Genomic DNA, 23021 nt, shown 5'->3' with positions numbered 1-23021 from the left:
CCTACAATTTCGCAACAATCTGTAGGCCGGATAAGATGCGCTAGCATCGCATCCGGCAGGGTTTATTATTGTTTTTTCGCTTTAGAAGGCAAAAAACCTTCCAGCACAATCAGTGCCGCACCGACACAAATTGCAGTATCGGCGAGGTTGAAGGTGGCAAAGTGCCAGTCGCCGACGTAGAAGTCGATCATATCGACAACGAAGCCGTGCCACAGACGGTCGAACAGGTTGCCCAGCGCGCCGCCAATAATCAGCGCGTAAGCGATATTGTTTAGTTTCTGCGTCGCCTTCGAGCGATACATCATCACCGTCAGGATCACGCTAATACCAATCGCAATACCGGCAAAGAACCAACGCTGCCAGCCGCCGCTATCGGCAAGGAAACTAAACGCCGCGCCATAGTTACGCGCATAATGCAGATTAAGCGACGGGAACAGCGAAACTGTATCCCCCAGAGCAAAATTCTGGAGGATCAGGTATTTGCTGCCCAGATCGATAATCAGCACGACGACTACCAGCCACAGCCAGCGTAGTCCTGTTGAACAGATCGATTGACTCATCAGGCAAACTTACGTTTTTCACCGTCACCGGCGACGTTGCTGACACAGCGGCCGCAGATTTCTGCGTGTTCCGCCACCTTGCCGATATCCTGAGTGTAGTGCCAGCAGCGTGGGCACTTCTCACCTTCGGCTTTACTCAACGCGATTTTCAGCCCTTTGAGAACTTCGCTCTGCTGAGCATCAGCAGGAGCGTCATTGTAATCTGCAACGACAGCGCCAGAGGTCAACAGGACAAATCGTAATTCATCGCCCAGCGCGGTCAATTTCGCCGCCAGCTCCGGTTCTGCATACAGCGTCACTGCCGCTTCCAGCGACCCGCCCACTTTCTTGTCGGCGCGCGCCTGCTCAATGACTTTGTTCACTTCGCCGCGTACTTGCAACAGTTCGTCCCAGAACGCATCGTTCATCGCTTCGCTGTCTGCCAGACCAAACAGGTCTTCGTACCACTCTCCAGTGAAGACGTATTTTTCACGTTCGCCCGGCAGATAGCCCCACACTTCATCAGAGGTGAAGGAAAGAATCGGCGCCATCCAGCGAACCAGCGCTTCTGCGATGTGATACAGCGCAGTCTGGCAGCTACGACGCGCCACGCTGTCTGCTTTGGCGGTGTACTGACGGTCTTTGATGATGTCGAGGTAGAAGGACCCCATCTCAACGGAGCAGAAACGCATCAAGCGCTGTACTACTTCGTGGAAATCGTACGCTTCGTAAGCCTTGAGGATGTCTTCCTGCGCGGCTTTCGCACAGCCCACGGCCCAGCGATCCAGTACCACCATATCTTCCGGTTTCACCATATCTTTTGCCGGATCGAAACCATTGAGGTTTGCCAGCAGGAAGCGTGCAGTGTTACGGATACGACGATAGCTGTCGGCAGCACGTTTCAGGATCTCGTCAGAAACGGCCATTTCACCGGTGTAATCAGTTGATGCCACCCACAGACGCAGAATATCCGCGCCCAGTTTGTTCATCACATCCTGCGGCGAAACGGTGTTGCCGATGGATTTGGACATCTTACGACCCTGACCATCCACGGTGAAGCCATGAGTCAGTACCTGACGATACGGCGCTTTGCCTTTCATCGCGGTGGAGATCATCAAAGAAGACATGAACCAGCCACGGTGCTGGTCAGAACCTTCCAGATACATGTCAGCAGCGTGACCGGCAAATTCCGGGCGCACGTCGACAACGGAAGAGTGGGTAGACCCGGAGTCAAACCACACGTCCAGCGTATCCGGCACTTTCACGTACTGGTCAGCGTCGTCGCCGAGGAGCTCTTTCGCATCGAGATCCCACCACGCCTGGATACCGTCAACTTCAACGCGTTTCGCCACTTCCTCCATCAGTTCGAGGGTACGCGGATGCAGCTCTTCAGTGTCTTTATGCACGAACAGTGACATCGGTACGCCCCAGGTGCGCTGACGGGAAATACACCAGTCAGGACGGTTAGCAACCATTGATTCAATACGCGCCTGGCCCCAGTCCGGGATCCACTGTACGCCTTTAATCTCTTTCAGCGACTGCGCACGTAGACCTTTCTGGTCCATGCTGACAAACCACTGAGGTGTCGCGCGGAAAATGATCGGCGTTTTGTGACGCCAGCAGCACGGGTAGCTGTGTTGCATTTTCTCAACGTGCAACAGCGCACCTTTTTCCTGCAACAATGCAATGACAATATCGTTCGCTTTGAAAACGTTAACGCCATCCAGAGTCGGGTAAGTGCCTGGCAGATAAGTGCCGTCCGGGCCAACCGGGTTAGCGGTTTCCAGACCGTATTTCTGACCGATCACATAGTCATCCGGGCCGTGACCAGGCGCGGTATGAACGGCACCGGTACCAGCATCCAGCGTAACGTGATCACCGAGAATTGCCGGAACATCGAAGTCCATAAACGGATGGGTAAAGCGCAGCAACTCCAGCTCGGCACCTTTCACCGTGCCAAGAATGGTGTAATCGGTAACGCCGATACGCTGCATTACGCTTTCTACCAGATCTTTCGCCAGAATCACGGCCTGGCCGTCGATCTGCACCAGCGCATAGTCGAAATCAGGTGCAATGGAGATTGCACGGTTAGCAGGCAGTGTCCACGGCGTGGTGGTCCAGATAACCAGCGAAATGGGGCCGTTAACGTTGCTTGCGCCAAATTTTGCTTTCAGCGCATCCTGATCGACCGCCTGGAAAGCGACGTCGATGGACGGAGAAGTTTTGTCGTAATACTCAACTTCCGCTTCAGCCAGCGCAGAACGGCAGTCAACACACCAGTGCACCGGCTTAGCGCCTTTGTGCAGATGACCGTTGCCAATGATTTTACCCAGCGCGCGGATGATGTTGGCTTCCGTTTTGAAGTCCATGGTCAGGTACGGGTGCGACCAGTCGCCCAGCACGCCCAGACGGATAAAGTCTTTGCGCTGACCGTCAACCTGGGTAGCCGCGTATTCACGGCACTTAGCGCGGAACTCAGCAGCGGTGAATTTCTCACCTGGCTTACCGTATTCTTGCTCTACTTTCAGCTCGATCGGCAGACCATGGCAGTCCCAACCGGGCACATACGGCGAGTCATACCCAGAAAGCCCTTTGGACTTAATGATAATGTCTTTCAGAATCTTGTTAACCGAGTGACCAATATGAATGCTGCCATTCGCATAAGGAGGGCCATCATGCAAAATGAAGGTTTTTTTGCCTTTTTTAGCCGCACGGATGATGCCGTACAGATCATCATCAGTCCAACGCGCCAGCATTCCCGGTTCGCGCTTGGCGAGATCGCCACGCATCGGGAACCCTGTTTCCGGCAAATTCAGGGTTGATTTATAGTCACTCATCAGATTCTCAGTTCCGTATTTCGGTTTGATTACATAACAGGCTTAAGCCGGTTTTGTTAGCCCAAAAAATTCGCGGGCGGTTAATTCATCACGCGCAATCTGCGCTTTCAGTTCGTCCAGCGACGCAAATCGCTGCTCATTGCGTATTTTTTTACGCAGCACTACTTGTATATGGCGACCGTAAAGGTCCATTACAACATCTAATAAATGCACTTCCAGTTGCTGGCGAATACCTGCAACCGTTGGGCGCGTTCCGATGTTTGCGACACCAGGCAACGGCTTTTCGCCGAGGCCCAGCACTTCCACCGCATAAACCCCTTTAACCGGGGAAACCTGACGACGCAGCGGCACATTCGCCGTCGGGAAACCAATAGTGCGCCCTAGCTCATCACCGTGAACAACACGCCCGGAGATGGCAAACGGGTGCCCCAGTAAACTTTCGGCCAGGACCAGATTGTCATCCGCCAGTGCCTGACGCACGGCGGTGCTGCTGATACGCACACCACCTTCGCAGAAAGTTTGCGTGCTGGTGATGTCGAAGCCATATTCAGCGCCAGCTTTCTGTAATAACAAGAAATCGCCTTCACGACCAGCGCCAAAGCGGAAATCATCGCCGACAGCAAGAAATTTTACCCGCAAATGCTTCACCAGAAGATCACTGATGAAATTTTGCGCTGTCAGCGCCGCAAAGCGTCTGTCAAAACGCACGCACAGCACGTAATCCACGCCGCACTCAGCGAGGTAACGCAGTTTTTCCCGCATCCTGGTCAGGCGTGCCGGGGCTTTATCAGTCGCAAACAGCTCCAGCGGTTGAGGCTCAAAAATCATCACCATCACTGGCAAACTGCGTTTGCGCCCTTCTTCCTGCAAGCCCTGCAACAGCGCGCGATGGCCGCGATGCACGCCGTCAAAATTACCAATAGTCAGCACACACCCCTCCTGTGGGGCCTGGCTGAGATTATGTATGCCGCGTATCAGCTTCATGTCTGGCTCAAAACAGTGAAAATCGTCCGAGTATACCTTGTACAGCGGTCAAGGTTAACCGGCGATTGGGTACCGAAATCAGAAAGAAGTGGCTTTTCATTGCTATGGCGCAAATCACGGGAAGAAACTGACCGCCTGCTGCAATTTTTATCGTGGAAAAGCTGTATTCGCACCACGCAAGCTGGTAGAATCCTGCGCCATCACTACGTAACGAGCGTCGGCACATTAACGGCGCTTATTTGCACAAATCCATTGACAAAAGAAGGCTAAAAGGGCATATTCCTCGGCCTTTGAATTGTCCATATAGAACACATTTGGGAGTTGGACCTTGGCTAATATCAAATCAGCTAAGAAGCGCGCCATTCAGTCTGAAAAGGCTCGTAAGCACAACGCAAGCCGTCGCTCTATGATGCGTACTTTCATCAAGAAAGTATACGCAGCTATCGAAGCTGGCGACAAAGCTGCTGCACAGAAAGCATTTAACGAAATGCAACCGATCGTGGACCGTCAGGCTGCTAAAGGTCTGATCCACAAAAACAAAGCTGCACGTCATAAGGCTAACCTGACTGCACAGATCAACAAACTGGCTTAATCGCCAATTTGCTGAAGCTTTGTGAAAAAGCCCGCGCAAGCGGGTTTTTTTATGCCTGTCGTTTTTGTGAGAACACAAAGCCGATTGACAGAGTCTCAACGGCTGCGAGTTCATGCAAAGCTCCCGCTATGATTACCCACTAAATCCGCACTCTTTGTGGGTTCACAATACGACTCGACTGATGCAGTCTGAATAAGATTCTCTACTCAATCTAAAAGTTTCGATAAAAATTGGGAAGGTTGGTGCAAAATGAGGAATTAAACTCAAGGCGGATCTATTTCTGAATTAATTTTTCATATACTTTAACCATCTATAAATATCTGCTTATTAAATCTTATAAATCACCAACAATATTCAACATATATTAAACATTCATTTCTCTTGCTTTTATTAAAAAGAATGAGCGATTTTTGATAGTAGTCGTATTTACTCTTAAAATAAAGTGTAAAAAATTATTCACCTTCAAGGAATGATAATGACAGATGGTATCTATACTTCGCCACATTACCTTTATAAATCAAATACAGCAGAAGATATGTTAGTAAAAAAACAAGAAAATATGAGCTATTAAAAATATTTTGCGATTATAAAGCTGAGTTCATAATATTATTTGACGATTTTTACAGAAGCCAACATTTACCTACACCATCGCCGGCTATTCATGTTTTTTTTCAACACACTCATCTGATAGACGCACATTTTTATAGATGTAAACTCATAGAACACACTGTTCAATTTTCTTTTTTACAACATCAGAATATTACATTACTTAGTCTGTATGTTTTTGATGACAGGACAAATAAATATATTTCTGATAATATTAAGATATCCCATGATTGCTATCTAAAATTCATTAATTTCTTAAAGATAAACTTCAATCAGGAAATATACTCAAATTTATATACGCCTGAAACATTTTATGAGGCCTGCAACAATCTCCAGTCATTTTATGAACGCCTGGAGATATCGCAAAACGGGAAGCACCGGGAAATAGACAAATATAAAGGCCATCTTAGTCAGGAAATTAAAAAATACCTTCAAGCTATCAACGAATGTATAACCCTGATGAAAAGTATTGCTCATTAGAGACGTAAATATCATTATAACGGGATAATCATTGAGTGTGCGGAGTCACAACATACAAAAAATACCATTAAAGTTCATTCCCAAATCGCGGTTATATGCAACTAACCCGTCTCCCCCATTTTGCCTTTGGGGGAGCTACCGATTAACGCGCCGCTGGGCTAAAAAGCGCAGAGTAATCCGTATTACAAATACGCTGTACCGCCGGATGCTGAATCATCCGTTCAGCAAATATGGCATGGTACTCTTCCATCACATTCTCAACGCGACCAATTTCGACAATAGCCTCATCTGCGTAGAAGTCCTGTGCGTAAAGCGTCGGCGCCACAAAAATCGCATTGTGCATTGCACCAAATGCTTTCATCAATGCGGCATCATCAAACTCGCCAAGAATCTCGACATTTAATCCCTGGGAGTTGAACCAGTTAAGCAATTTGCGCCCCAGCATAGAGCGGCGCCCTGGAATCAATAACCGCCGTTCCTCCAGACAAGCAGGGAACGGTTTTTCCGGTGGTGGATTTGTACACCAGAAGCTCACGCCGCATTCCCCAATTCTCACGGAAAACAGCCCTTCCTGCTGCGTGGAGTCTATCGGACAATCGGAAATTATCATGTCCAGTTTATGCTGACTTAACTGTTCCAGTAGCATCTCGTGGGTAGATTCAAAGCAACGAAGATGAATTGCCTCTCCTTCTACCACTGCGGCATTCAGCACGCGACTAACCAAACGTTTGGAAAGCGCATCGGCCACACCAACATCAAACAGCAAATTGGACTCTTTGCGATAATTCACAATATCCAGCATTTCCTGGCTCAATGTGAACATTTTATCGGCATAGCGATAAACCAGTTCGCCCAATTCGCTGGGCTCCAGCCCCCGTCCTTTGCGCTTAAATAATTTCCCTTGCAAACGCTCTTCCAGCGCCCTGATTTGCCCGGTGATGGTTTGTGGCGTTAAATAAAGCGCTTCCGCTGCACCAACCACGGAACCTTCTTTGTAGACATGCCAGAAGTAATACAAGTGGTTGTAATTGATATGAGACATGCTCATTTCTCTCCCTGATAAGAATAAAAAGGGAGCCGTTTATGGCTCCCCGGTACATAGTCCTGTCAAACTGATGGACGTAAACGAACACGTAACCAGCTATATCCAATTACTGCCGAAGAGATCGAGCCCACCAGAATGCCTAATTTTGCCCAGTTAATCAGTTCTGGATCTACGCTACCAAAGGCCAGGCTGGCAATAAAGATAGACATAGTAAAACCGATACCGCACAGGATCCCAACCGCCATAATTTGCGGGTAAGTCGTTCCTTCCGGCAAATGCGCCACTTTCAAACGCAACGCCAGCCAGCAGAACAGGCTAATACCCAGCGGCTTGCCAATCAGCAACCCCGCGATAATCCCCAACGGCAGAATGGAGGCCAGACCATCCAACGTAACCCCCTGTAAAGAGACGCCGGCATTAGCAAATGCAAACAGAGGCAAAATCAGATACGCCACCCACGGATGTAATACATGCTCCAGACGCTTAGCTGGGGAACGCCCATGCTTCTCTTTCAACGGAATAAAGAAGCCGACAATGACGCCTGCCAGCGTTGCATGGACTCCCGACTTCAATACCGCAGTCCACAGCACCACGCCAACCAGAATATAAATTCCCGTACGGCGTACGCCACAAATATTCAATGCGGCGAGTACGGCTATCGCGACAGCCGCAACGCCGAGCGAGGCCATTGACAGATCATTCGTGTAGAACAAGGCGATAATGATGATAGCGCCCAGATCGTCGATAATCGCCAGCGCCATCAAGAAGATCTTCAGAGCCAACGGTACACGGCTTCCCAGCAGTGCCAGGACTCCCAGCGCAAAGGCGATATCAGTTGCAGCCGGAATCGCCCATCCCTCGCGAGTGATGGGATCGGCATAGTTAAAGGCCAGATAGAGCAATGCCGGAACGATCATTCCGCCGATGGCGGCGATAACCGGAAACGCAGCCTGACGCAGACTCGCCAACGAACCTTGCATTAACTCACGCTTAACTTCCAGACCGACCAGCAGGAAAAATACTGCCATCAGAGCGTCATTTATCCATAACAGCATGTTTTTGTTGATCTCAAGCGAACCAACCCGGAGCTGAACTGGCGTCTCAAGGAAGTCATGATACCATCCGCTGGTTGCGCCGCTGTTGGCCATAATCATCGCCAGAACAGCGGCAATAATGAGAATAATGCCTCCCGAGGCATCACTGCTAAAGAATCGATGCAGGTGTTTCACTTTTTATTACTCTTTAAGGTGAATAGATCGTTTTTACTATCTTACTCTGCAGGAATCATCGTTAAAATCAGATTATATAGTAGGAATTACTCGTTTTTTACGAATCATTCAAAGGATAGTGACATCCACAATGATGAGGTTTTTTGACCACCAGGAAGGGTTGCAGGTGATCTTAAGCAAAATTAATCATAGCCTAATGTCACGTTTTCATGATGTTTTATTCAGAAAAGTCATCATTAAATCGTGGGTTATGACAGTTGTCTGTTCCAGAGATGCTTCAGATAATCTAACGTTGAGGCAACGTTAGCTGGTGACATGCGGTTTATCGATGGCAGAAAAGGATGACGTTCCACGTAATTTATAAAACCACTGGCGCTTTTCAACGTCGCTCGTTTCATATCGTTAATCTTCTTACTCCCGGTAAGGTTGCAAACAGCCATGGAATAGTCACGGGTAGAAAATGCGCGCCAGACATTGTTTCGCACACCACCGCTAAGAAACAATCGTGATACGGCCTCCAGACATACTGGCGCAGTCCCGCGTTCTTTCACAAAAGAAATATGGCACCGACCATGGCGTATATCCTGAAGGTTAGCCATCAAACAGCCGCCTAATATGAAACACTCTTGATCAAGATAATGCTGAACATTTAGGGTGTGCTCATGGGTCAGTATTCTGACCAGTTCAAAATGGCGATAAGCGGGAAGTACAGGCTTTACCAACATCCCTGGATCGTTTTGATGTAAAACAGCAGGACCATAATCAATATCAAATAATGTTTCACGCCGCATAGTGAGTAACTCTTTGCGTTGCACGTGATGTACCAGCGTGCCGGGAGGCATACGTTCTTCATAGCTTGATGTATATTGATAATGTTGCTCTACGGCAAGTGGAGAGTAATTGGTTGAAATAGCAACAACTCTACCGCTTTGTTCTTCTGCGGTAACCAGTATATAAAGATAGTTATTGCTACCATTATACTTTACACGAAAGGCACGGGTACTAAGGGAAATATCAAAAGCAGAGATGAACTGCCGGCTTTCTTTATAATTTGCTTCCCGCGCTAATTTTATTAATTCACGGTTAAGTCCGGTACTATTAAGCAATAATGAGTTTCTGATATCTGTAAGTGAAACGCCTTGCTCAATCATCAATGCCAGTTGAGTTCTCCGCGGAGTTGTATTTATATGTTCCAGACTAATAAATGTTTTATCGCAATGATGACAATACATTCTTCGCTGGCCCTGTGCTGAATAACCATATTTTTTCAGAGATGTGCTCCCGCAAGCAGGACACTGTTGAATCACGCCTCGCCATGAATGATTAACGATATTACGATAAAGATTCAGAGAGCGTTCAGATATCACTGGAAACAAATAGCCACACTCCCGACATAAAATATTTTTCCCCTGCGCAATATAATCCACGCTATTCAGCACCCCCAGATTTTTACAACCCAGTGTTTTGCAGCAATCGACATTTACGTTGGAAAACATATCCACTCCCTGTGAATTGTTGCCAGATGTTTGTATTCTTCAGTCTGTTCGGGATAGTCCGGTTGCCAGGAAAAGAACCTGATTCAGTGCATGCACTGAATCAGGCGGGCACTGCCCTAAATGGCATACTTCACATTAGTTATAATTATTAGATTAACCCCAGGTCACCGCTTCTGGTTTATCGCCTCGGGCTTTCATTAATGAATCATTATCAATATCAGATTTGTATTTTAAGAATTTACCATACATTTGTTTTTCAATATCTGCTTTTTTGCCTATCAGATTCATAGTTTCAAAACGATCGGTTTTAAGGTTGTATAAATACTTCGGTTTATTATTACGGTCGATGATCATTTTCCAGTCACCATCACGGATTGCCCATTCATCTGTCGGATCATCCTGAAATGGCATGTCAATTCCGAAGATTAGCGGTTTCTCACGTTTTAGCGTTTTGTTCTCAAGGACAGGAACTAATGATTCACCATCGAAGGTACGATCGGCTGGCAGTTTAAAATTCATCATTTTCGCCAGGGTAGGCATCCAGTCGAGACCATAAACAGGCGTATCTGAAACCATTCCCTGTGGAAGATGTTTACCATATTTAATAATAGCCGGGACACGGATCCCGCCTTCCCAAAGATTATCTTTACGACCGCGTAATCCATCCGTTTCCCCTGCCAGGTTCAGCTCATAGACCTTACGTGCTTCACGTGTGACCGGGCCATTGTCACTGGTAAAAATAACGATTGTGTTGTCTTCTTCACCCATCGCTTTGATTTTATCCAGTACCTTTCCGACCTGTGCATCCAGATAACTGATATTGGCATAATATTCCCCTGTACCACGCCAGGGTTTGTCTGCCCAATCACCATAAAATAAATCAGGATGCTGCTTCTGATACGCACTCATATATTGTGAGTACATATCGAGGTACTGTTTTGGCGAAGCCAGCGGGCTGTGTACTTCAGTAAAAGCGACATAGAGGAAGAAAGGGTTGCTATCCTTTTTATTATCCAACCAATTGACAACTTCTGAACTGACATACTCTCCGCTCATTTTATCGGCTCGCGGAGTAGGTTGCCCGTTACGCAGCCAGCCAGTCGGGTAGACCATGCCATAACGCGGTCGCTCCTTAGCATTATCCAGCGTCGCATCTGTGACAAATCCAGCCGTATTGACCAGCGAATAATCAAACCCCATATCTTTAGCTTGTGGCTGATCAAGTCGATCGCCACCAGCATTAAGATGTAGTTTACCCATCATCGCCGTGTCGTATCCTTGCGCTTTTAGCAAATTAGCAATGGTTAATTCATTACGCCCCAGCGCCACATCTTTTCCCGCTGGGATCCATGAGCGAATGCCTGTACGAAATGGCATCCGGCCTGTTAATAGCCCTGCGCGTGAAGGTGAACTTAAGGGAGCAGGAGCATAGTAGTCAGTAAATTTGACCCCTTCCTGAGCAAGCCTGTCGATATTAGGGGTTTTAACAATCTGATGACCATAGGTTGCCAAATCACCATAGCCTAAATCATCAGCCATAATGATGACTAAGTTAGGTTGTTTAGTTTCTGCTGCTAACGCAGGGTTAAAAACATTTCCTGTGCAAACTGCAAGGCCGATCAAACTGGCCATTAATGTTTTCTTCATAATAATTCCCTGATAAAAAATTAGAAATCATAACCAAGCATATAAATCATTTGATCGCCAAAACCATCGTAGCCCAATTTATTATCAAAATAACGCCACGTCACACTGGCTTTCCAACGAGGATAAAATTTCCAGGCTAATGTTAAACCGCCATTCAGCCCATTACGGCCAAATTGTTGCTCCGTATAGGCATCATTTCTGTCCAGTTCTATTTCATTCCAGTTAGATAAAACAAATTTCTCGTCAAATAACGTAAAAGGTAATACTGCTGTCCAGCCAACAACATAACCATTCCAGCCATTCGTTTGACCATATTTAGCTGATACATAGTCTCCAGATTGGTTATGTAATCCAATATACGGTTTAAAAAATCCCCATTCACCATTCCAGCCGAGGTAGCCTAAACCGTAAAACATATCCAGATCGTCACTCCATGAGTTATCCCATTGGCCATAAATCTTGCCAAAGAATGTCATATCGGAGTCAAAGAGTCTGACATGCGTCATTGCAGAAACCGTATGATTTCGCCCTGCTACAGCATGGTTAAGCACATTACTTTCATAAAAGGAGTAAAACTCTGCTTCTTTGAAGTTAACCCCAAAGTCCGCAGTCACTTTCCATACTTCACCACGATGGGTGTTTACAAATCCGCTATTCCAGTCGGCATAACCCGCATTTATTGAGCCGAAAGCACCTTTATATTCTAATGAAGAATATGCCGGGAAATGGCAGATAGCCGTTGTCAGGGCACATGCAATAAGAACTCGTCTTCTGGCTGACATATAAAATACTCTCCATTCATTGTTTTTATGATTCCATCGAAACTAATACATCAGATAATTCATTTTTATTAAGAACAACCAGGAAAGTATATTTAAAGCCAGGAGTCGAAGCGTGATGGAGATCGCAGAATACTTTGCAATCAAGTGAAGAACTATCGTGTTTCAAAAAATGTGTCTATTTTTTAAATCACCCTTTGATTTATAGGCATATTTTAATCATGAAATGACAATTCAGTTTCAGTATTGCGTATTTATCATTAGTGAAAGCGATTACGTCCTCAAGTAATAACTCTCCATTCAGGTACAGCATAAATTTAAGATTTGTTTTACACGCTCCTTTTTGTAAATTAAAAGACATCAGAAAGTTAAAATCAGTGATACGCTAAAAATTAATTCTACAAAAATGCGAGACGTCTTCAGAAAAATAATTGATAAAACAGAAGTTAATTAAATGCGAAGTATAATAACGGTGGGTGCTTGAGGCTGTCTGTCTCAGGCATTAGCTGGATGGCAGATAGAGAAAAGCCCCGAGTGATATTTTACCATCAACCCGAGGCCCCCTATATGCTGAACACATGTAGAGTGCCTCTTACTGACCGTAAGGTCAAGGAGAAGAGAGCAATGAAGCAGCATAAGGCGATGATTGTCGCCCTGATCGTCATCTGTATCACCGCCGTAGTGGCGGCGCTGGTAACGAGAAAAGACCTCTGTGAGGTTCACATCCGAACTGGCCAGACGGAGGTTGCTGTTTTCACGGCTTACGAATCCGAGTAAGAGCAACGGCGGGGAGTGATCCCCGCCACTTTACAGGTGCTCGCTCGCATATCTTCAACGCACCCTATTTTTACCCTGGCCTGCCCACGGGCAGGCTTTTGGGGAGGTTAGCGAGTCAGATCGTCGAAAAACTTCTTCACGCCATCAAAGAAGCTCTTCGAACGCGGGCTGTTGTGTTCGCCGGTTGGGCCACCGAAGCTTTCTTGCAGCTCTTGTAACAACTGTTTCTGCTTCTCGTTCAGGCCTACCGGTGTTTCGACAACTACGCGACACAGCAGATCGCCCTGTGCGCCGCCACGGACAGACTTCACGCCTTTACCGCGCATACGGAACAGCTTGCCGGTCTGGGTTTCGCCAGGCACTTTCAGTTTGACGCGACCATCAAGGGTCGGGACTTCGATTTCGCCACCAAGTGCAGCCATAGCAAAGTTGATTGGTACTTCGCAATACAGGTTGTTGCCTTCACGCTCGAAAATCGGGTGCTGTTTAACCTGAACCTGAACATACAAATCGCCTGCTGGTGCGCCGTGTTCGCCCGCTTCACCTTCGCCCGCAAGACGGATGCGGTCACCTGTATCCACCCCTGCCGGGATTTTAACGGACAGCGTTTTACTGCGCTCAACACGACCATGACCATGACATTTGTTGCACGGATCTTTGATCAGCGTACCGCGGCCCTGACAGTGTGGACAGGTCTGCTGTACGGCGAAGAAACCCTGGCGCATCTGCACCTGACCAGAACCATGACAGGTCGGACAGGTCTGCGGCTGCGTGCCTGGTTTTGCACCGCTACCGTGGCAAACATCACACTCTTCCAGAGTCGGAATGCGGATCTCTTTGGTCACGCCACGTACAGCTTCTTCGAGGGTGAGCTCCATGTTATAGCGTAAATCAGCACCACGTGCCGCACGTTGACGACCACGTCCGCCGCCAAAAATATCGCCGAAAACGTCACCAAAAATATCGCTGAAGTCTGCGCCGCCGCCAAAACCGCCGCCGCCCATGCCGCCTTGCTCAAACGCCGCATGACCATACTGATCGTATGCCGCGCGTTTTTGCGAATCGGTCAGAACTTCATAAGCTTCCTTGATCTCTTTAAATTTCGCTTCGGCCTCTTTATCACCCTGGTTACGGTCCGGGTGATATTTCATGGCCAGGCGTTTGTAGGCCTTTTTGATTTCACGCTCTTCCGCTGATTTGGAAACGCCTAAAATCTCGTAATAGTCTTGCTTAGCCATCTCTTTTTATTTGCCCCTGGATGAATGCACGGGCGGAGAGGAAAATCCCCTTCGCCCGTGTCAGTATAATTACCCGTTTATAGAGCGATTATTTTTTGTCTTTGACTTCTTCAAACTCGGCGTCGACAACATCGTCATCTTTCGCGTTGTTTGCAGAAGCATCAGCACCGGCAGTCTGCTGCTGGGCATGTTGCTGCTGGGCGATTTCCATCAGTTTCTGAGAAACCTGCGCCAGTTCCTGCATTTTCGCTTCGATAGCGGCTTTGTCTTCACCTTTCAGAGCGGTTTCCAGTGCAGTCAGCGCAGATTCGATAGCAGTTTTGTCGTCAGCCGGCAGTTTGTCGCCTGCTTCTTCAACCTGCTTACGAGTGCTGTGCAGCAGATGGTCGCCCTGGTTACGGGTCTGTACCAGCTCTTCAAACTTACGGTCAGCTTCAGCATTCGCTTCCGCGTCACGTACCATTTTCTGGATTTCATCTTCGTTCAGACCAGAAGAAGCTTTGATGGTGATCTTCTGCTCTTTACCGCTGTTTTTATCTTTCGCGGAAACGTGCAGGATACCGTCAGCATCGATATCGAAGGTCACTTCGATCTGCGGCATGCCGCGCGGTGCCGGGTTGATACCATCCAGGTTGAACTGACCCAGAGATTTGTTATCAGCCGCACGTTTACGTTCACCCTGCAGCACGTGGATGGTTACCGCAGACTGGTTGTCTTCAGCGGTAGAGAACACCTGGCTGTGCTTGGTCGGGATAGTGGTGTTTTTCGCGATAAGCGTCGTCATTACACCGCCCATGGTTTCGATACCCAGAGACAGCGGGGTAACGTCCAGCAGCAGTACGTCTTTTACGTCACCAGTCAGAACACCACCCTGAACAGCAGCACCGATGGCTACAGCTTCGTCCGGGTTAACGTCTTTACGCGGCTCTTTACCAAAGAACTCAGCAACTTTCTTCTGAACCATTGGCATACGAGTCTGACCACCAACGAGGATAACGTCGTCGATATCAGATACGGACAGGCCAGCGTCCTGCAGTGCAACTTTCAGCGGCTCGATGGAACGGTTCACCAGGTCTTCCACCAGGCTTTCCAGTTTTGCGCGAGTCACTTTGATGTTCATGTGTTTCGGACCGGTCGCGTCTGCAGTGATGTACGGCAGGTTAACGTCGGTCTGCTGAGCGGAAGAAAGTTCGATTTTCGCTTTTTCTGCCGCTTCTTTCAGGCGCTGCATTGCCAGCGGATCGTTGCGCAGGTCAATGCCCTGATCTTTCTTGAATTCTTCAACCAGGTAGTTGATCAGACGGCTGTCGAAGTCTTCACCACCCAGGTGGGTATCACCGTTGGTTGCCAGAACTTCGAAGGTTTTTTCGCCATCAACTTCGTCGATTTCGATAATAGAAATATCGAAAGTACCACCACCCAGGTCATAAACCGCGATAGTACGGTTGCCAGTACCTTTGTCCAGACCGTAAGCCAGCGCAGCTGCGGTCGGTTCGTTGATGATACGTTTTACTTCCAGACCAGCGATACGGCCTGCGTCTTTTGTTGCCTGACGCTGAGCATCGTTAAAGTATGCCGGTACGGTAATAACAGCTTCAGTTACCGGTTCGCCCAGGTAATCTTCAGCGGTTTTCTTCATTTTTTTCAGCACTTCAGCAGAAATCTGCGGCGGTGCCATTTTCTGGCCTTTAACTTCGACCCAAGCGTCACCGTTATCAGCAGCAATAATTTTGAACGGCATGATGGAAACATCACGCTGTACTTCTTCGTCCTGGAAGCGGCGGCCAATCAGGCGTTTAATCGCAAACAGGGTGTTTTGCGGGTTTGTCACTGCCTGACGTTTAGCCGGCTGACCAACCAGAGTTTCACCATCCTGGGTATAGGCAATGATAGAAGGTGTGGTGCGATCGCCTTCGGCGTTCTCCAGCACACGCGGAGTGGTGCCATCCATAATCGCTACACAAGAGTTGGTAGTACCCAGGTCGATACCAATAATTTTACCCATCTAAACGTCTCCACTTTATATTCGGTCATCATGTGGTTGTGAGTCTGTAATAGGGGCGAAACATCTGGTTTCAACTGCCCAATTTCATTTTTTTGCAGACTCACTCACTGCGGTTGACTACTAAATGGGGTCGTAACCCACGTCATCAAGGGGGAGATGCAAAAATTTTTTGTGCTTTTACGCAGAAACTTCGCGATATGCAGGAAAAGGGGAAGAAACAGGGAATTATTGCATTCACAAAATAGATAATTAACGCTTTTATATTCATGGAAAAATTGTAATAAAAAGAAAAGATTACGCGCCTGAATCTTTTTCCTGCCAGCGGTAAAATGGACCATTCATTCCCCTACCGCTCTCCGCTAAGAGAATCTCTCATGAAATCCGCGTTGAAGATTTCCACCTGTCTGGCGCTTGGCCTGATGTTGTGCAATACCGCACAGGCCAATGACCATAAAATACTCGGCGTTATTGCCATGCCACGTAACGAAACCAACGATCTGGCACTAAAGCTGCCTGTTTGCCGCGTTGTTAAACGTATACAACTCACCGCTGATCACGGTGATTTACAGCTGAGCGGTGCATCGGTTTATTTCAAGGCTGCCCGTAGCGCCAGCCAAAGCCTGAGCGTGCCTTCTGAAATCAAAGAGGGGCAAACAACCAACTGGATCAACATCAACAGCGACAACGACAACAAACGCTGCGTGTCAAAAATCACCTTTTCCGGTCATACGGTAAATTCGTCCGATATGGCCACGCTGAAAGTTATCGGCGACGACTAACCTTTTAATACAGAAGCCACAATGACATGAACGTCAACTACCTACATGACTCAGATTTAGATTTTCTACAACATTGCAGCGAAGAACAGTTGGCAAACTTCGCCCGATTACTTACTCATAACGATAAAGGTAAAACTCGTCTGTCCAGCGTGTTGATGCGCAACGAATTGTTTAAATCGATGGAAGGACATCCCGAGCAACATCGCCGCAACTGGCAGTTGATTGCCGGAGAATTACAACATTTTGGCGGTGATAGCATCGCCAATAAACTTCGCGGACACGGTAAATTGTACCGGGTCATTTTGTTGGATGTCTCAAAACGGCTGAAACTGAAAGCCGATAAAGAGATGTCCACCTTTGAAATTGAACAACAGTTACTCGAACAATTTCTGCGCAATACCTGGAAGAAAATGGATGAGGGACATAAGCAGGAATTTCTGCAAGCGGTCGATGCAAGGGTTAATGAGCTGGAAGAACTGCTGCCATTACTGATGAAAGACAAACTGCTGGCAAAAGGCGTATCGCATCTGCTTTCCAGCCAACTGACCCGCATTTTGCGTACCCACGCGGCAATGAGTGTGCTTGGACATGGTCTGCTGCGTGGCGCGGGCCTTGGCGGCCCGGTCGGTGCAGCCTTAAACGGTGTTAAAGCCATCAGCGGTAGCGCTTACCGCGTCACTATTCCTGCCGTGTTGCAAATTGCCTGCCTGCGCCGGATGGTTATCGCCACTCAGGTCTAATACCGGACACCGGGGAAAATTTTTATTTTCCCCTCAAAAGATCGTAGACACTGCCCCATCGGCTGATTATTATGCCGCGCCCTGAAATCACTACAGTTATTCAGGGAAATTATTTCACCATTCATTCAATGATGATTTTGAGGAATTATGGGCAACACTAAGTTGGCTAATCCGGCACCGCTGGGCCTGATGGGCTTCGGCATGACCACCATTCTGCTTAACCTGCACAACGTGGGTTATTTTGCTCTGGACGGTATTATTCTTGCCATGGGCATCTTCTACGGCGGCATCGCGCAAATCTTTGCTGGTCTGCTGGAATATAAAAAAGGCAACACGTTCGGTTTAACCGCCTTTACCTCCTACGGTTCTTTCTGGCTGACGCTGGTTGCTATTTTGTTGATGCCAAAAATGGGTCTGACCGACGCGCCAAATGCGCAGTTCCTCGGTGTTTATCTGGGACTGTGGGGCGTATTTACGCTGTTTATGTTCTTTGGTACGTTGAAAAGCGCGCGCGTTCTGCAATTCGTTTTCTTCAGCCTGACCGTGCTATTTGCTCTGCTGGCTATCGGTAACATTGCCGGTAACGAAGCGATCATCCACTTTGCAGGTTGGATTGGTCTGATCTGCGGCGCCAGCGCAATCTATCTGGCGATGGGGGAAGTGCTGAACGAGCAGTTTGGCCGCACCGTTCTGCCGATTGGTGAATCCCACTAATTGTTTGAGCTCCCCCGCTCAGGGGGAGCTCAGATTGTTAATAACGTGCGCTTTATTCATGCCGGATGCGGCGTGAACGCCTTATCCGGCCTACATAGTCATGCAAATTCAATATATTGCAGAAATCACGCAGGCCTGATAAGCGTAGCGCATCAAGCAATTTTATGTTTTCCATCAGTATCAGCGTCCCCCGCATGGGGAGATTTTTTATTCGCTAACTTCTCGTCTTGCGCTCTTTGGTCTGAATGCCGCAACCACTTCCGGTGCCGTTTCAACGTATGGTCCTTCCAGCAACTGAATACAGTAAGGTACGCTGGCAAAAATACCGTGCACCACAACGTTACCTTCGGCGTCCTTCACCCCTTCCAGCGTCTCTTTAATGGATTTCGGCTGACCAGGCAAATTAAGGATCACTGCCTGTTTACGAATCACCCCCACCTGACGCGAAAGGATCGCGGTTGGTACAAAATGCAGGCTAATCTGGCGCATCTGTTCACCAAATCCCGGCATCTCGCGATCGGCCACTGCCAGCGTCGCATCAGGCGTCACATCACGACGCGCCGGGCCAGTTCCGCCCGTTGTGAGCACCAGATGACAACTCATTTCATCTACCAGCTCACACAACGTTTGCTCAATGATCGCTTGCTCATCGGGGATTAAGCGGGTTTCCAGTTCAAATGGCGTGGTCAGTGCCGATGTCAGCCATTCTTCCAGCGCAGGAATGCCTTTATCCTGATAAACGCCGCTGGATGCGCGATCAGAGATGGAAACTAAGCCAATACGTAAAGTATTCATCACGATTTTTCCGTTTAAACAGTCTCGTTAAACAGAATGATACACTGCGAAGAGAGTGACAGACAGGCTTCAGAAGAGGTAGCGTGACCGACTTCCCGGTCACGCTAAGAATGATTACAGCAGATCGCCGATCATTTTTTCCAGTTTTTCCTGGTCAACAGCAAACTTACGGATACCTTCCGCCAGTTTATCTACTGCCATCGGATCCTGGTTATGCTGCCACAAGAACTCGGACTCGGTGATACGCGCCGGACGCGCTTTCACTTCGCCGGTGTAAGACAGTTTACGTTCAACAACACCTTCGCTCTCAGCCAGCTCTTTCAGCAGTGCCGGTGCGATAGTCAGGCGGTCGCAGCCTGCCAGTTCCAGAATTTCGCCGATGTTACGGAAGCTTGCGCCCATAACCACGGTTTCATAACCATGCTCTTTGTAATACTGGTAGATTTCCGACACGGAAATCACGCCCGGATCTTCTGCCGGAGCATATTCTTTCTTATCGGTATTTGCTTTGTACCAGTCAAGAATACGTCCAACAAATGGAGAGATCAGGAACACGCCGGCTTCTGCACAAGCGCGCGCCTGAGCGAATGAGAACAGCAGAGTCAGGTTACAGTTGATACCTTCTTTCTCCAGTTGTTCTGCAGCACGGATGCCCTGCCAGGTAGACGCCAGTTTAATCAGAATACGATCGTTGCTGATGCCAGCATCGTTGTAGAGTTTAATCAGGCGTTTTGCTTTCGCAATTGACGCTTCAGTATCATAGGAAAGACGCGCATCAACTTCAGTTGAAATACGACCCGGAACCAGTTTCAGAATTTCCAGGCCAATGTTCACCGCCAGCTTATCAGTGGCATCAACGATCTGCTGTGCGCGATCGTTGCTCTGCTGTTTCGCCCAGGCAACAGCATCATCAATCAACTTACGGTATTCCGGGATTTGCGCTGCGTTAAGAATGAGAGAAGGGTTGGTTGTCGCATCCTGCGGTTGATACAGCTTCATTGCCGCGATGTCCCCAGTGTCGGCCACTACAGTGGTGTACTGACGAAGGGAGGTCAATTTGTCCGTCATAATAGTATTTCTCTTTAAACAGCTTGTTAGGGGGGATGTAACCGGTCTGCCCTGATGATATCACGACGCAACGACAGCGCAACCGCCGACGAGAGGGTTAGCAACAGGCAAGACTGTTTCGGATTTCTGACACTGCGTTGATATTGCTCGCCATTCTTAAACAAAATCCCATGTATGCTACGCAAGCATTATTAATCCATGCCCGTCGTATATAATTCTTAATCAATGAGTAACGCTAACACAGGAAAGTCATCGCGCACCGGCGATAAGAGGGATATGCATGCCAGATTTTTTTTCCTTTATTAACAGCGTCCTCTGGGGTTCGGTGATGATTTACCTGCTCTTTGGCGCAGGCTGCTGGTTTACTTTTCGCACCGGGCTTGTTCAATTTCGCTATATTCGCCAGTTTGGCAAAAGTCTGAAAATAAGCATTCATCCACAACCGGGCGGTTTAACCTCTTTTCAATCATTATGTACCAGTCTTGCCGCGCGCGTGGGTAGCGGTAATCTGGCTGGTGTTGCGCTGGCTATTACCGCCGGTGGACCTGGAGCTGTCTTCTGGATGTGGGTTGCCGCGTTTATCGGCATGGCGACCTCTTTTGCTGAATGCTCCCTCGCCCAGCTTTATAAAGAACGCGATGCCAATGGGCAGTTCCGCGGCGGTCCGGCATGGTATATGGCGCGCGGACTTGGGATGCGCTGGATGGGAGTGCTGTTCGCTATCTTTCTGCTCATTGCTTACGGTTTAATTTTCAGCGGCGTCCAGGCAAACTCCGTTGCCCGCGCCCTGAGTTTTTCGTTTAATTTTCCACCATTGATGACTGGCATCATACTCGCCTCTTTCGCCCTGCTGGTGATAACCCGCGGTATTTGTGGCGTCGCCAGACTGATGCAATGGTTTATCCCAATGATGGCATTAATCTGGGTACTCACCAGTCTGGTTATTTGCGCAATGCACATTGGGCAGCTTCCTCACATCATTTTATCCATTTTTGAGAGTGCCTTTGGCTGGCAGGAAGCGGCTGGCGGCGCGGCAGGATATACCCTAAGTCAGGCGATTACTAACGGCTTTCAGCGCAGTATGTTTTCCAATGAAGCGGGGATGGGTTCTACGCCAAACGCGGCCGCGACAGCAGCTTCCTGGCCTCCGCATCCGGCGGCGCAGGGGATTGTCCAGATGATCGGCATTTTTATCGACACGCTGGTCATCTGTACGGCAAGCGCCATGCTGATATTGCTGGCCGGAAACGGCGTAACCTACATGCCTCTGGAAGGTATTCAGCTTATCCAGAAAGCGATGCGGGTATTAATGGGGCCATGGGGAGCGGAGTTTGTCACAGTAGTGATTATTCTGTTCGCCTTCAGTTCTATCGTCGCCAACTACATTTATGCCGAAAATAACCTCTTTTTTTTACGCCTGAACAATCCCAAAGCGCTCTGGTGCCTGCGTATCTGCACCTTTGCTACGGTAATTGGCAGCACGCTACTTAGCCTTCCTCTAATGTGGCAACTGGCTGATATTATTATGGCGTGTATGGCTATCACTAATCTGACCGCGATTTTACTGCTCTCTCCGGTGGTTCATACCATTGCCAGCGATTATCTACGCCAGCGTAAGCTTGGAGTGCGCCCGGTATTTGATCCCCTGCGCTATCCAGATATCAGTCGCCAGCTCTCCCCTGACGCATGGGATGATGTTTCACGGGAGTAATCACAACTATCGATCAATTCATCCTCTTTTTTTGCTACAGTCGCAGTAAATTTCCTGCAAGGACTGGATATGCTGATATTGATTTCACCTGCAAAAACGCTTGATTACCAAAGCCCGTTAGCCACTACGCGCTATACGCTGCCAGAGCTGTTAGACAACACCCAGCAACTGATTCATGAAGCGCGAAAACTGACGCCTCCGCAAATTAGCACGCTAATGCGCATCAGTGACAAACTGGCGGGTCTCAACGCCGCCCGCTTTCATGACTGGCAGCCAGATTTCACGCCGGAGAATGCCCGACAGGCAATTCTGGCGTTTAAAGGTGATGTCTACACCGGTTTGCAGGCCGAAACCTTCAACGAAGACGATTTCGACTTTGCCCAACAGCATTTGCGGATGCTTTCCGGCCTGTACGGCGTACTGCGCCCACTCGATTTAATGCAGCCTTATCGTCTGGAAATGGGGATCCGTCTTGAGAACGCCAGAGGAAAAGATTTGTACCAGTTCTGGGGCGATATCATCACCAACAAGCTGAACGAGGCGCTCGAAGCGCAAGGCGATCGCGTAGTGATTAATCTGGCGTCAGATGAGTATTTTAAGTCGGTTAAACCAAAGAAACTGAATGCTGAGATTATTAAGCCGGTTTTCCTCGATGAGAAAAACGGCAAGTTCAAAGTTATTAGTTTTTATGCCAAAAAAGCGCGCGGCCTGATGAGCCGTTTTATTATTGAAAATCGCCTGACCAAACCAGAACAACTGACTGGCTTTAATAGCGAAGGCTATTTCTTTGACGAAGCCTCGTCCAGCAATGACGAACTGGTGTTTAAACGTTACGAACTACGTTAAGTTTGTAGTCAATGCCGGATGCGGCGTGAACGCCTTATCCGGTCTACAAAAGTATGCATGCAGAATTCACGTAGGCCTGATAAAACGCGCCAGCGTCGCATCAGGCGCTGAATG

20 protein-coding genes and 1 pseudogene are annotated in these 23021 nt (G+C 48.2%); 8 read left to right on the top strand and 13 right to left on the bottom strand.

The annotated features are described in order from the left end of the window. Window positions 1–65: 65 nt before the first annotated feature. The 4 genes from lspA to PS053_RS18260 are packed head-to-tail and all read right to left on the bottom strand — an operon-like array spanning window position 66 to window position 4586. Window positions 66–560, bottom strand: coding sequence for a signal peptidase II (gene lspA, locus PS053_RS18275; RefSeq protein WP_000083387.1), 495 nt, complete (start codon window positions 558–560; stop codon window positions 66–68). Continuing rightward, window positions 560–3376: an isoleucine--tRNA ligase gene (gene ileS, locus PS053_RS18270; protein WP_059224808.1), complete on the bottom strand. Its 2817-nt coding sequence runs from the start codon at window positions 3374–3376 to the stop codon at window positions 560–562. Before ileS ends, lspA begins: the two co-directional genes overlap by 1 nt. 42 nt (window positions 3377–3418) lie before the next feature. Continuing rightward, window positions 3419–4360, bottom strand: a complete 942-nt coding sequence (ribF, locus tag PS053_RS18265) for a bifunctional riboflavin kinase/FAD synthetase (RefSeq protein ID WP_000767342.1) — start codon at window positions 4358–4360, stop codon at window positions 3419–3421. A gap of 7 nt (window positions 4361–4367) precedes the next feature. Beyond that, window positions 4368–4586 (bottom strand): DUF2575 family protein, encoded by a 219-nt coding sequence (locus tag PS053_RS18260; protein ID WP_010338300.1) that lies wholly within the window; start codon window positions 4584–4586, stop codon window positions 4368–4370. Between the two features lie 102 nt (window positions 4587–4688). Here PS053_RS18260 and rpsT point away from each other — a divergent pair, with 102 nt between their 5' ends. Beyond that, complete coding sequence (rpsT, locus tag PS053_RS18255) at window positions 4689–4952, top strand: 30S ribosomal protein S20 (protein WP_001274021.1); 264 nt, start codon at window positions 4689–4691, stop codon at window positions 4950–4952. 475 nt (window positions 4953–5427) lie between these two features. After that, a pseudogene (locus tag PS053_RS18250) lies at window positions 5428–5993 on the top strand (pentapeptide repeat-containing protein); the annotation flags it as partial. Between the two features lie 187 nt (window positions 5994–6180). Here PS053_RS18250 and nhaR read toward each other — a convergent pair. The 5 genes from nhaR to PS053_RS18225 form a co-directional block, all read right to left on the bottom strand. After that, the gene (nhaR, locus tag PS053_RS18245; protein ID WP_002430319.1) at window positions 6181–7080 is read right to left on the bottom strand and encodes a transcriptional activator NhaR; all 900 of its coding nucleotides are present in this window, start codon (window positions 7078–7080) and stop codon (window positions 6181–6183) included. Between the two features lie 65 nt (window positions 7081–7145). Beyond that, on the bottom strand, window positions 7146–8312 hold the full coding sequence (nhaA, locus tag PS053_RS18240; RefSeq protein ID WP_025237693.1) for a Na+/H+ antiporter NhaA: 1167 nt from the start codon (window positions 8310–8312) through the stop codon (window positions 7146–7148). Window positions 8313–8560: 248 nt separating this feature from the next. Then, entirely contained in the window at window positions 8561–9808 is a 1248-nt protein-coding gene (locus tag PS053_RS18235; protein WP_059224806.1) for an IS1/IS1595 family N-terminal zinc-binding domain-containing protein, read from the bottom strand. Window positions 9809–9961: 153 nt separating this feature from the next. Next, window positions 9962–11455, bottom strand: coding sequence for a sulfatase family protein (locus PS053_RS18230; protein ID WP_059214855.1), 1494 nt, complete (start codon window positions 11453–11455; stop codon window positions 9962–9964). Window positions 11456–11475: 20 nt separating this feature from the next. Continuing rightward, window positions 11476–12237, bottom strand: a complete 762-nt coding sequence (locus PS053_RS18225) for an outer membrane protein OmpK (RefSeq protein ID WP_105198098.1) — start codon at window positions 12235–12237, stop codon at window positions 11476–11478. 621 nt (window positions 12238–12858) lie between these two features. On the opposite strand from PS053_RS18225, the gene mokC reads away from it, so the two are divergent. Continuing rightward, window positions 12859–13011 carry a type I toxin-antitoxin system toxin MokC gene (mokC, locus tag PS053_RS18220; RefSeq protein ID WP_000809168.1) on the top strand — a complete coding sequence of 51 codons (153 nt, stop codon included), beginning with the start codon at window positions 12859–12861 and terminating at the stop codon, window positions 13009–13011. Window positions 13012–13118: 107 nt separating this feature from the next. Here the strand turns inward: mokC and dnaJ are convergent, their stop codons facing one another. Continuing rightward, window positions 13119–14249 carry a molecular chaperone DnaJ gene (gene dnaJ / locus PS053_RS18215; protein WP_001118445.1) on the bottom strand — a complete coding sequence of 377 codons (1131 nt, stop codon included), beginning with the start codon at window positions 14247–14249 and terminating at the stop codon, window positions 13119–13121. An 88-nt stretch (window positions 14250–14337) separates the two neighbouring features. Further along, window positions 14338–16254, bottom strand: a complete 1917-nt coding sequence (gene dnaK, locus PS053_RS18210) for a molecular chaperone DnaK (protein WP_000516135.1) — start codon at window positions 16252–16254, stop codon at window positions 14338–14340. A gap of 374 nt (window positions 16255–16628) precedes the next feature. Here dnaK and PS053_RS18205 point away from each other — a divergent pair, with 374 nt between their 5' ends. The 3 genes from PS053_RS18205 to satP all read left to right on the top strand — a co-directional run bounded on the left by PS053_RS18205 (window position 16629) and on the right by satP (window position 18487). Continuing rightward, window positions 16629–17033: a DUF2541 family protein gene (locus PS053_RS18205; RefSeq protein ID WP_000833521.1), complete on the top strand. Its 405-nt coding sequence runs from the start codon at window positions 16629–16631 to the stop codon at window positions 17031–17033. Between the two features lie 26 nt (window positions 17034–17059). Beyond that, window positions 17060–17773, top strand: coding sequence for an acidic protein MsyB (gene msyB / locus PS053_RS18200; RefSeq protein ID WP_001102345.1), 714 nt, complete (start codon window positions 17060–17062; stop codon window positions 17771–17773). A gap of 147 nt (window positions 17774–17920) precedes the next feature. After that, complete coding sequence (gene satP, locus PS053_RS18195) at window positions 17921–18487, top strand: acetate uptake transporter (protein ID WP_000528545.1); 567 nt, start codon at window positions 17921–17923, stop codon at window positions 18485–18487. A gap of 207 nt (window positions 18488–18694) precedes the next feature. On the opposite strand, the gene mog is transcribed toward satP, so the two are convergent. Next, window positions 18695–19282 (bottom strand): molybdopterin adenylyltransferase, encoded by a 588-nt coding sequence (gene mog / locus PS053_RS18190; protein WP_059273363.1) that lies wholly within the window; start codon window positions 19280–19282, stop codon window positions 18695–18697. 114 nt (window positions 19283–19396) lie between these two features. Further along, complete coding sequence (gene tal / locus PS053_RS18185) at window positions 19397–20350, bottom strand: transaldolase (protein ID WP_000130184.1); 954 nt, start codon at window positions 20348–20350, stop codon at window positions 19397–19399. 280 nt (window positions 20351–20630) lie between these two features. Between tal and PS053_RS18180 the strand changes: the two genes are divergently transcribed. Further along, window positions 20631–22061 carry an alanine/glycine:cation symporter family protein gene (locus tag PS053_RS18180; RefSeq protein WP_059235058.1) on the top strand — a complete coding sequence of 477 codons (1431 nt, stop codon included), beginning with the start codon at window positions 20631–20633 and terminating at the stop codon, window positions 22059–22061. Between the two features lie 69 nt (window positions 22062–22130). Next, entirely contained in the window at window positions 22131–22907 is a 777-nt protein-coding gene (gene yaaA / locus PS053_RS18175; RefSeq protein ID WP_000906164.1) for a peroxide stress protein YaaA, read from the top strand. Window positions 22908–23021 lie beyond the last annotated feature (114 nt).

The sequence above is a fragment of the Escherichia albertii genome (genome assembly GCF_028622335.1).
Lineage (GTDB): Bacteria > Pseudomonadota > Gammaproteobacteria > Enterobacterales > Enterobacteriaceae > Escherichia > Escherichia albertii.
The sequence above is the reverse complement of the archived record's forward strand: the minus strand, read 5'-3'. Positions and strand labels throughout refer to the sequence as shown.

Coding starts and splice junctions, on each gene's coding strand:
- ribF (WP_000767342.1), bottom strand. CDS start 4,360: ATGAAGCTGATACGCGGCATACATAATCTCAGCCAGGCCCCACAGGAG.
- dnaJ (WP_001118445.1), bottom strand. CDS start 14,249: ATGGCTAAGCAAGACTATTACGAGATTTTAGGCGTTTCCAAATCAGCG.
- PS053_RS18235 (WP_059224806.1), bottom strand. CDS start 9,808: ATGTTTTCCAACGTAAATGTCGATTGCTGCAAAACACTGGGTTGTAAA.
- PS053_RS18260 (WP_010338300.1), bottom strand. CDS start 4,586: ATGTGCCGACGCTCGTTACGTAGTGATGGCGCAGGATTCTACCAGCTT.
- ileS (WP_059224808.1), bottom strand. CDS start 3,376: ATGAGTGACTATAAATCAACCCTGAATTTGCCGGAAACAGGGTTCCCG.
- msyB (WP_001102345.1), top strand. CDS start 17,060: ATGAACGTCAACTACCTACATGACTCAGATTTAGATTTTCTACAACAT.
- satP (WP_000528545.1), top strand. CDS start 17,921: ATGGGCAACACTAAGTTGGCTAATCCGGCACCGCTGGGCCTGATGGGC.
- mog (WP_059273363.1), bottom strand. CDS start 19,282: ATGAATACTTTACGTATTGGCTTAGTTTCCATCTCTGATCGCGCATCC.
- PS053_RS18180 (WP_059235058.1), top strand. CDS start 20,631: ATGCCAGATTTTTTTTCCTTTATTAACAGCGTCCTCTGGGGTTCGGTG.
- lspA (WP_000083387.1), bottom strand. CDS start 560: ATGAGTCAATCGATCTGTTCAACAGGACTACGCTGGCTGTGGCTGGTA.
- mokC (WP_000809168.1), top strand. CDS start 12,859: ATGAAGCAGCATAAGGCGATGATTGTCGCCCTGATCGTCATCTGTATC.
- yaaA (WP_000906164.1), top strand. CDS start 22,131: ATGCTGATATTGATTTCACCTGCAAAAACGCTTGATTACCAAAGCCCG.
- PS053_RS18225 (WP_105198098.1), bottom strand. CDS start 12,237: ATGTCAGCCAGAAGACGAGTTCTTATTGCATGTGCCCTGACAACGGCT.
- PS053_RS18230 (WP_059214855.1), bottom strand. CDS start 11,455: ATGAAGAAAACATTAATGGCCAGTTTGATCGGCCTTGCAGTTTGCACA.
- dnaK (WP_000516135.1), bottom strand. CDS start 16,254: ATGGGTAAAATTATTGGTATCGACCTGGGTACTACCAACTCTTGTGTA.
- nhaR (WP_002430319.1), bottom strand. CDS start 7,080: ATGTCTCATATCAATTACAACCACTTGTATTACTTCTGGCATGTCTAC.
- tal (WP_000130184.1), bottom strand. CDS start 20,350: ATGACGGACAAATTGACCTCCCTTCGTCAGTACACCACTGTAGTGGCC.
- PS053_RS18205 (WP_000833521.1), top strand. CDS start 16,629: ATGAAATCCGCGTTGAAGATTTCCACCTGTCTGGCGCTTGGCCTGATG.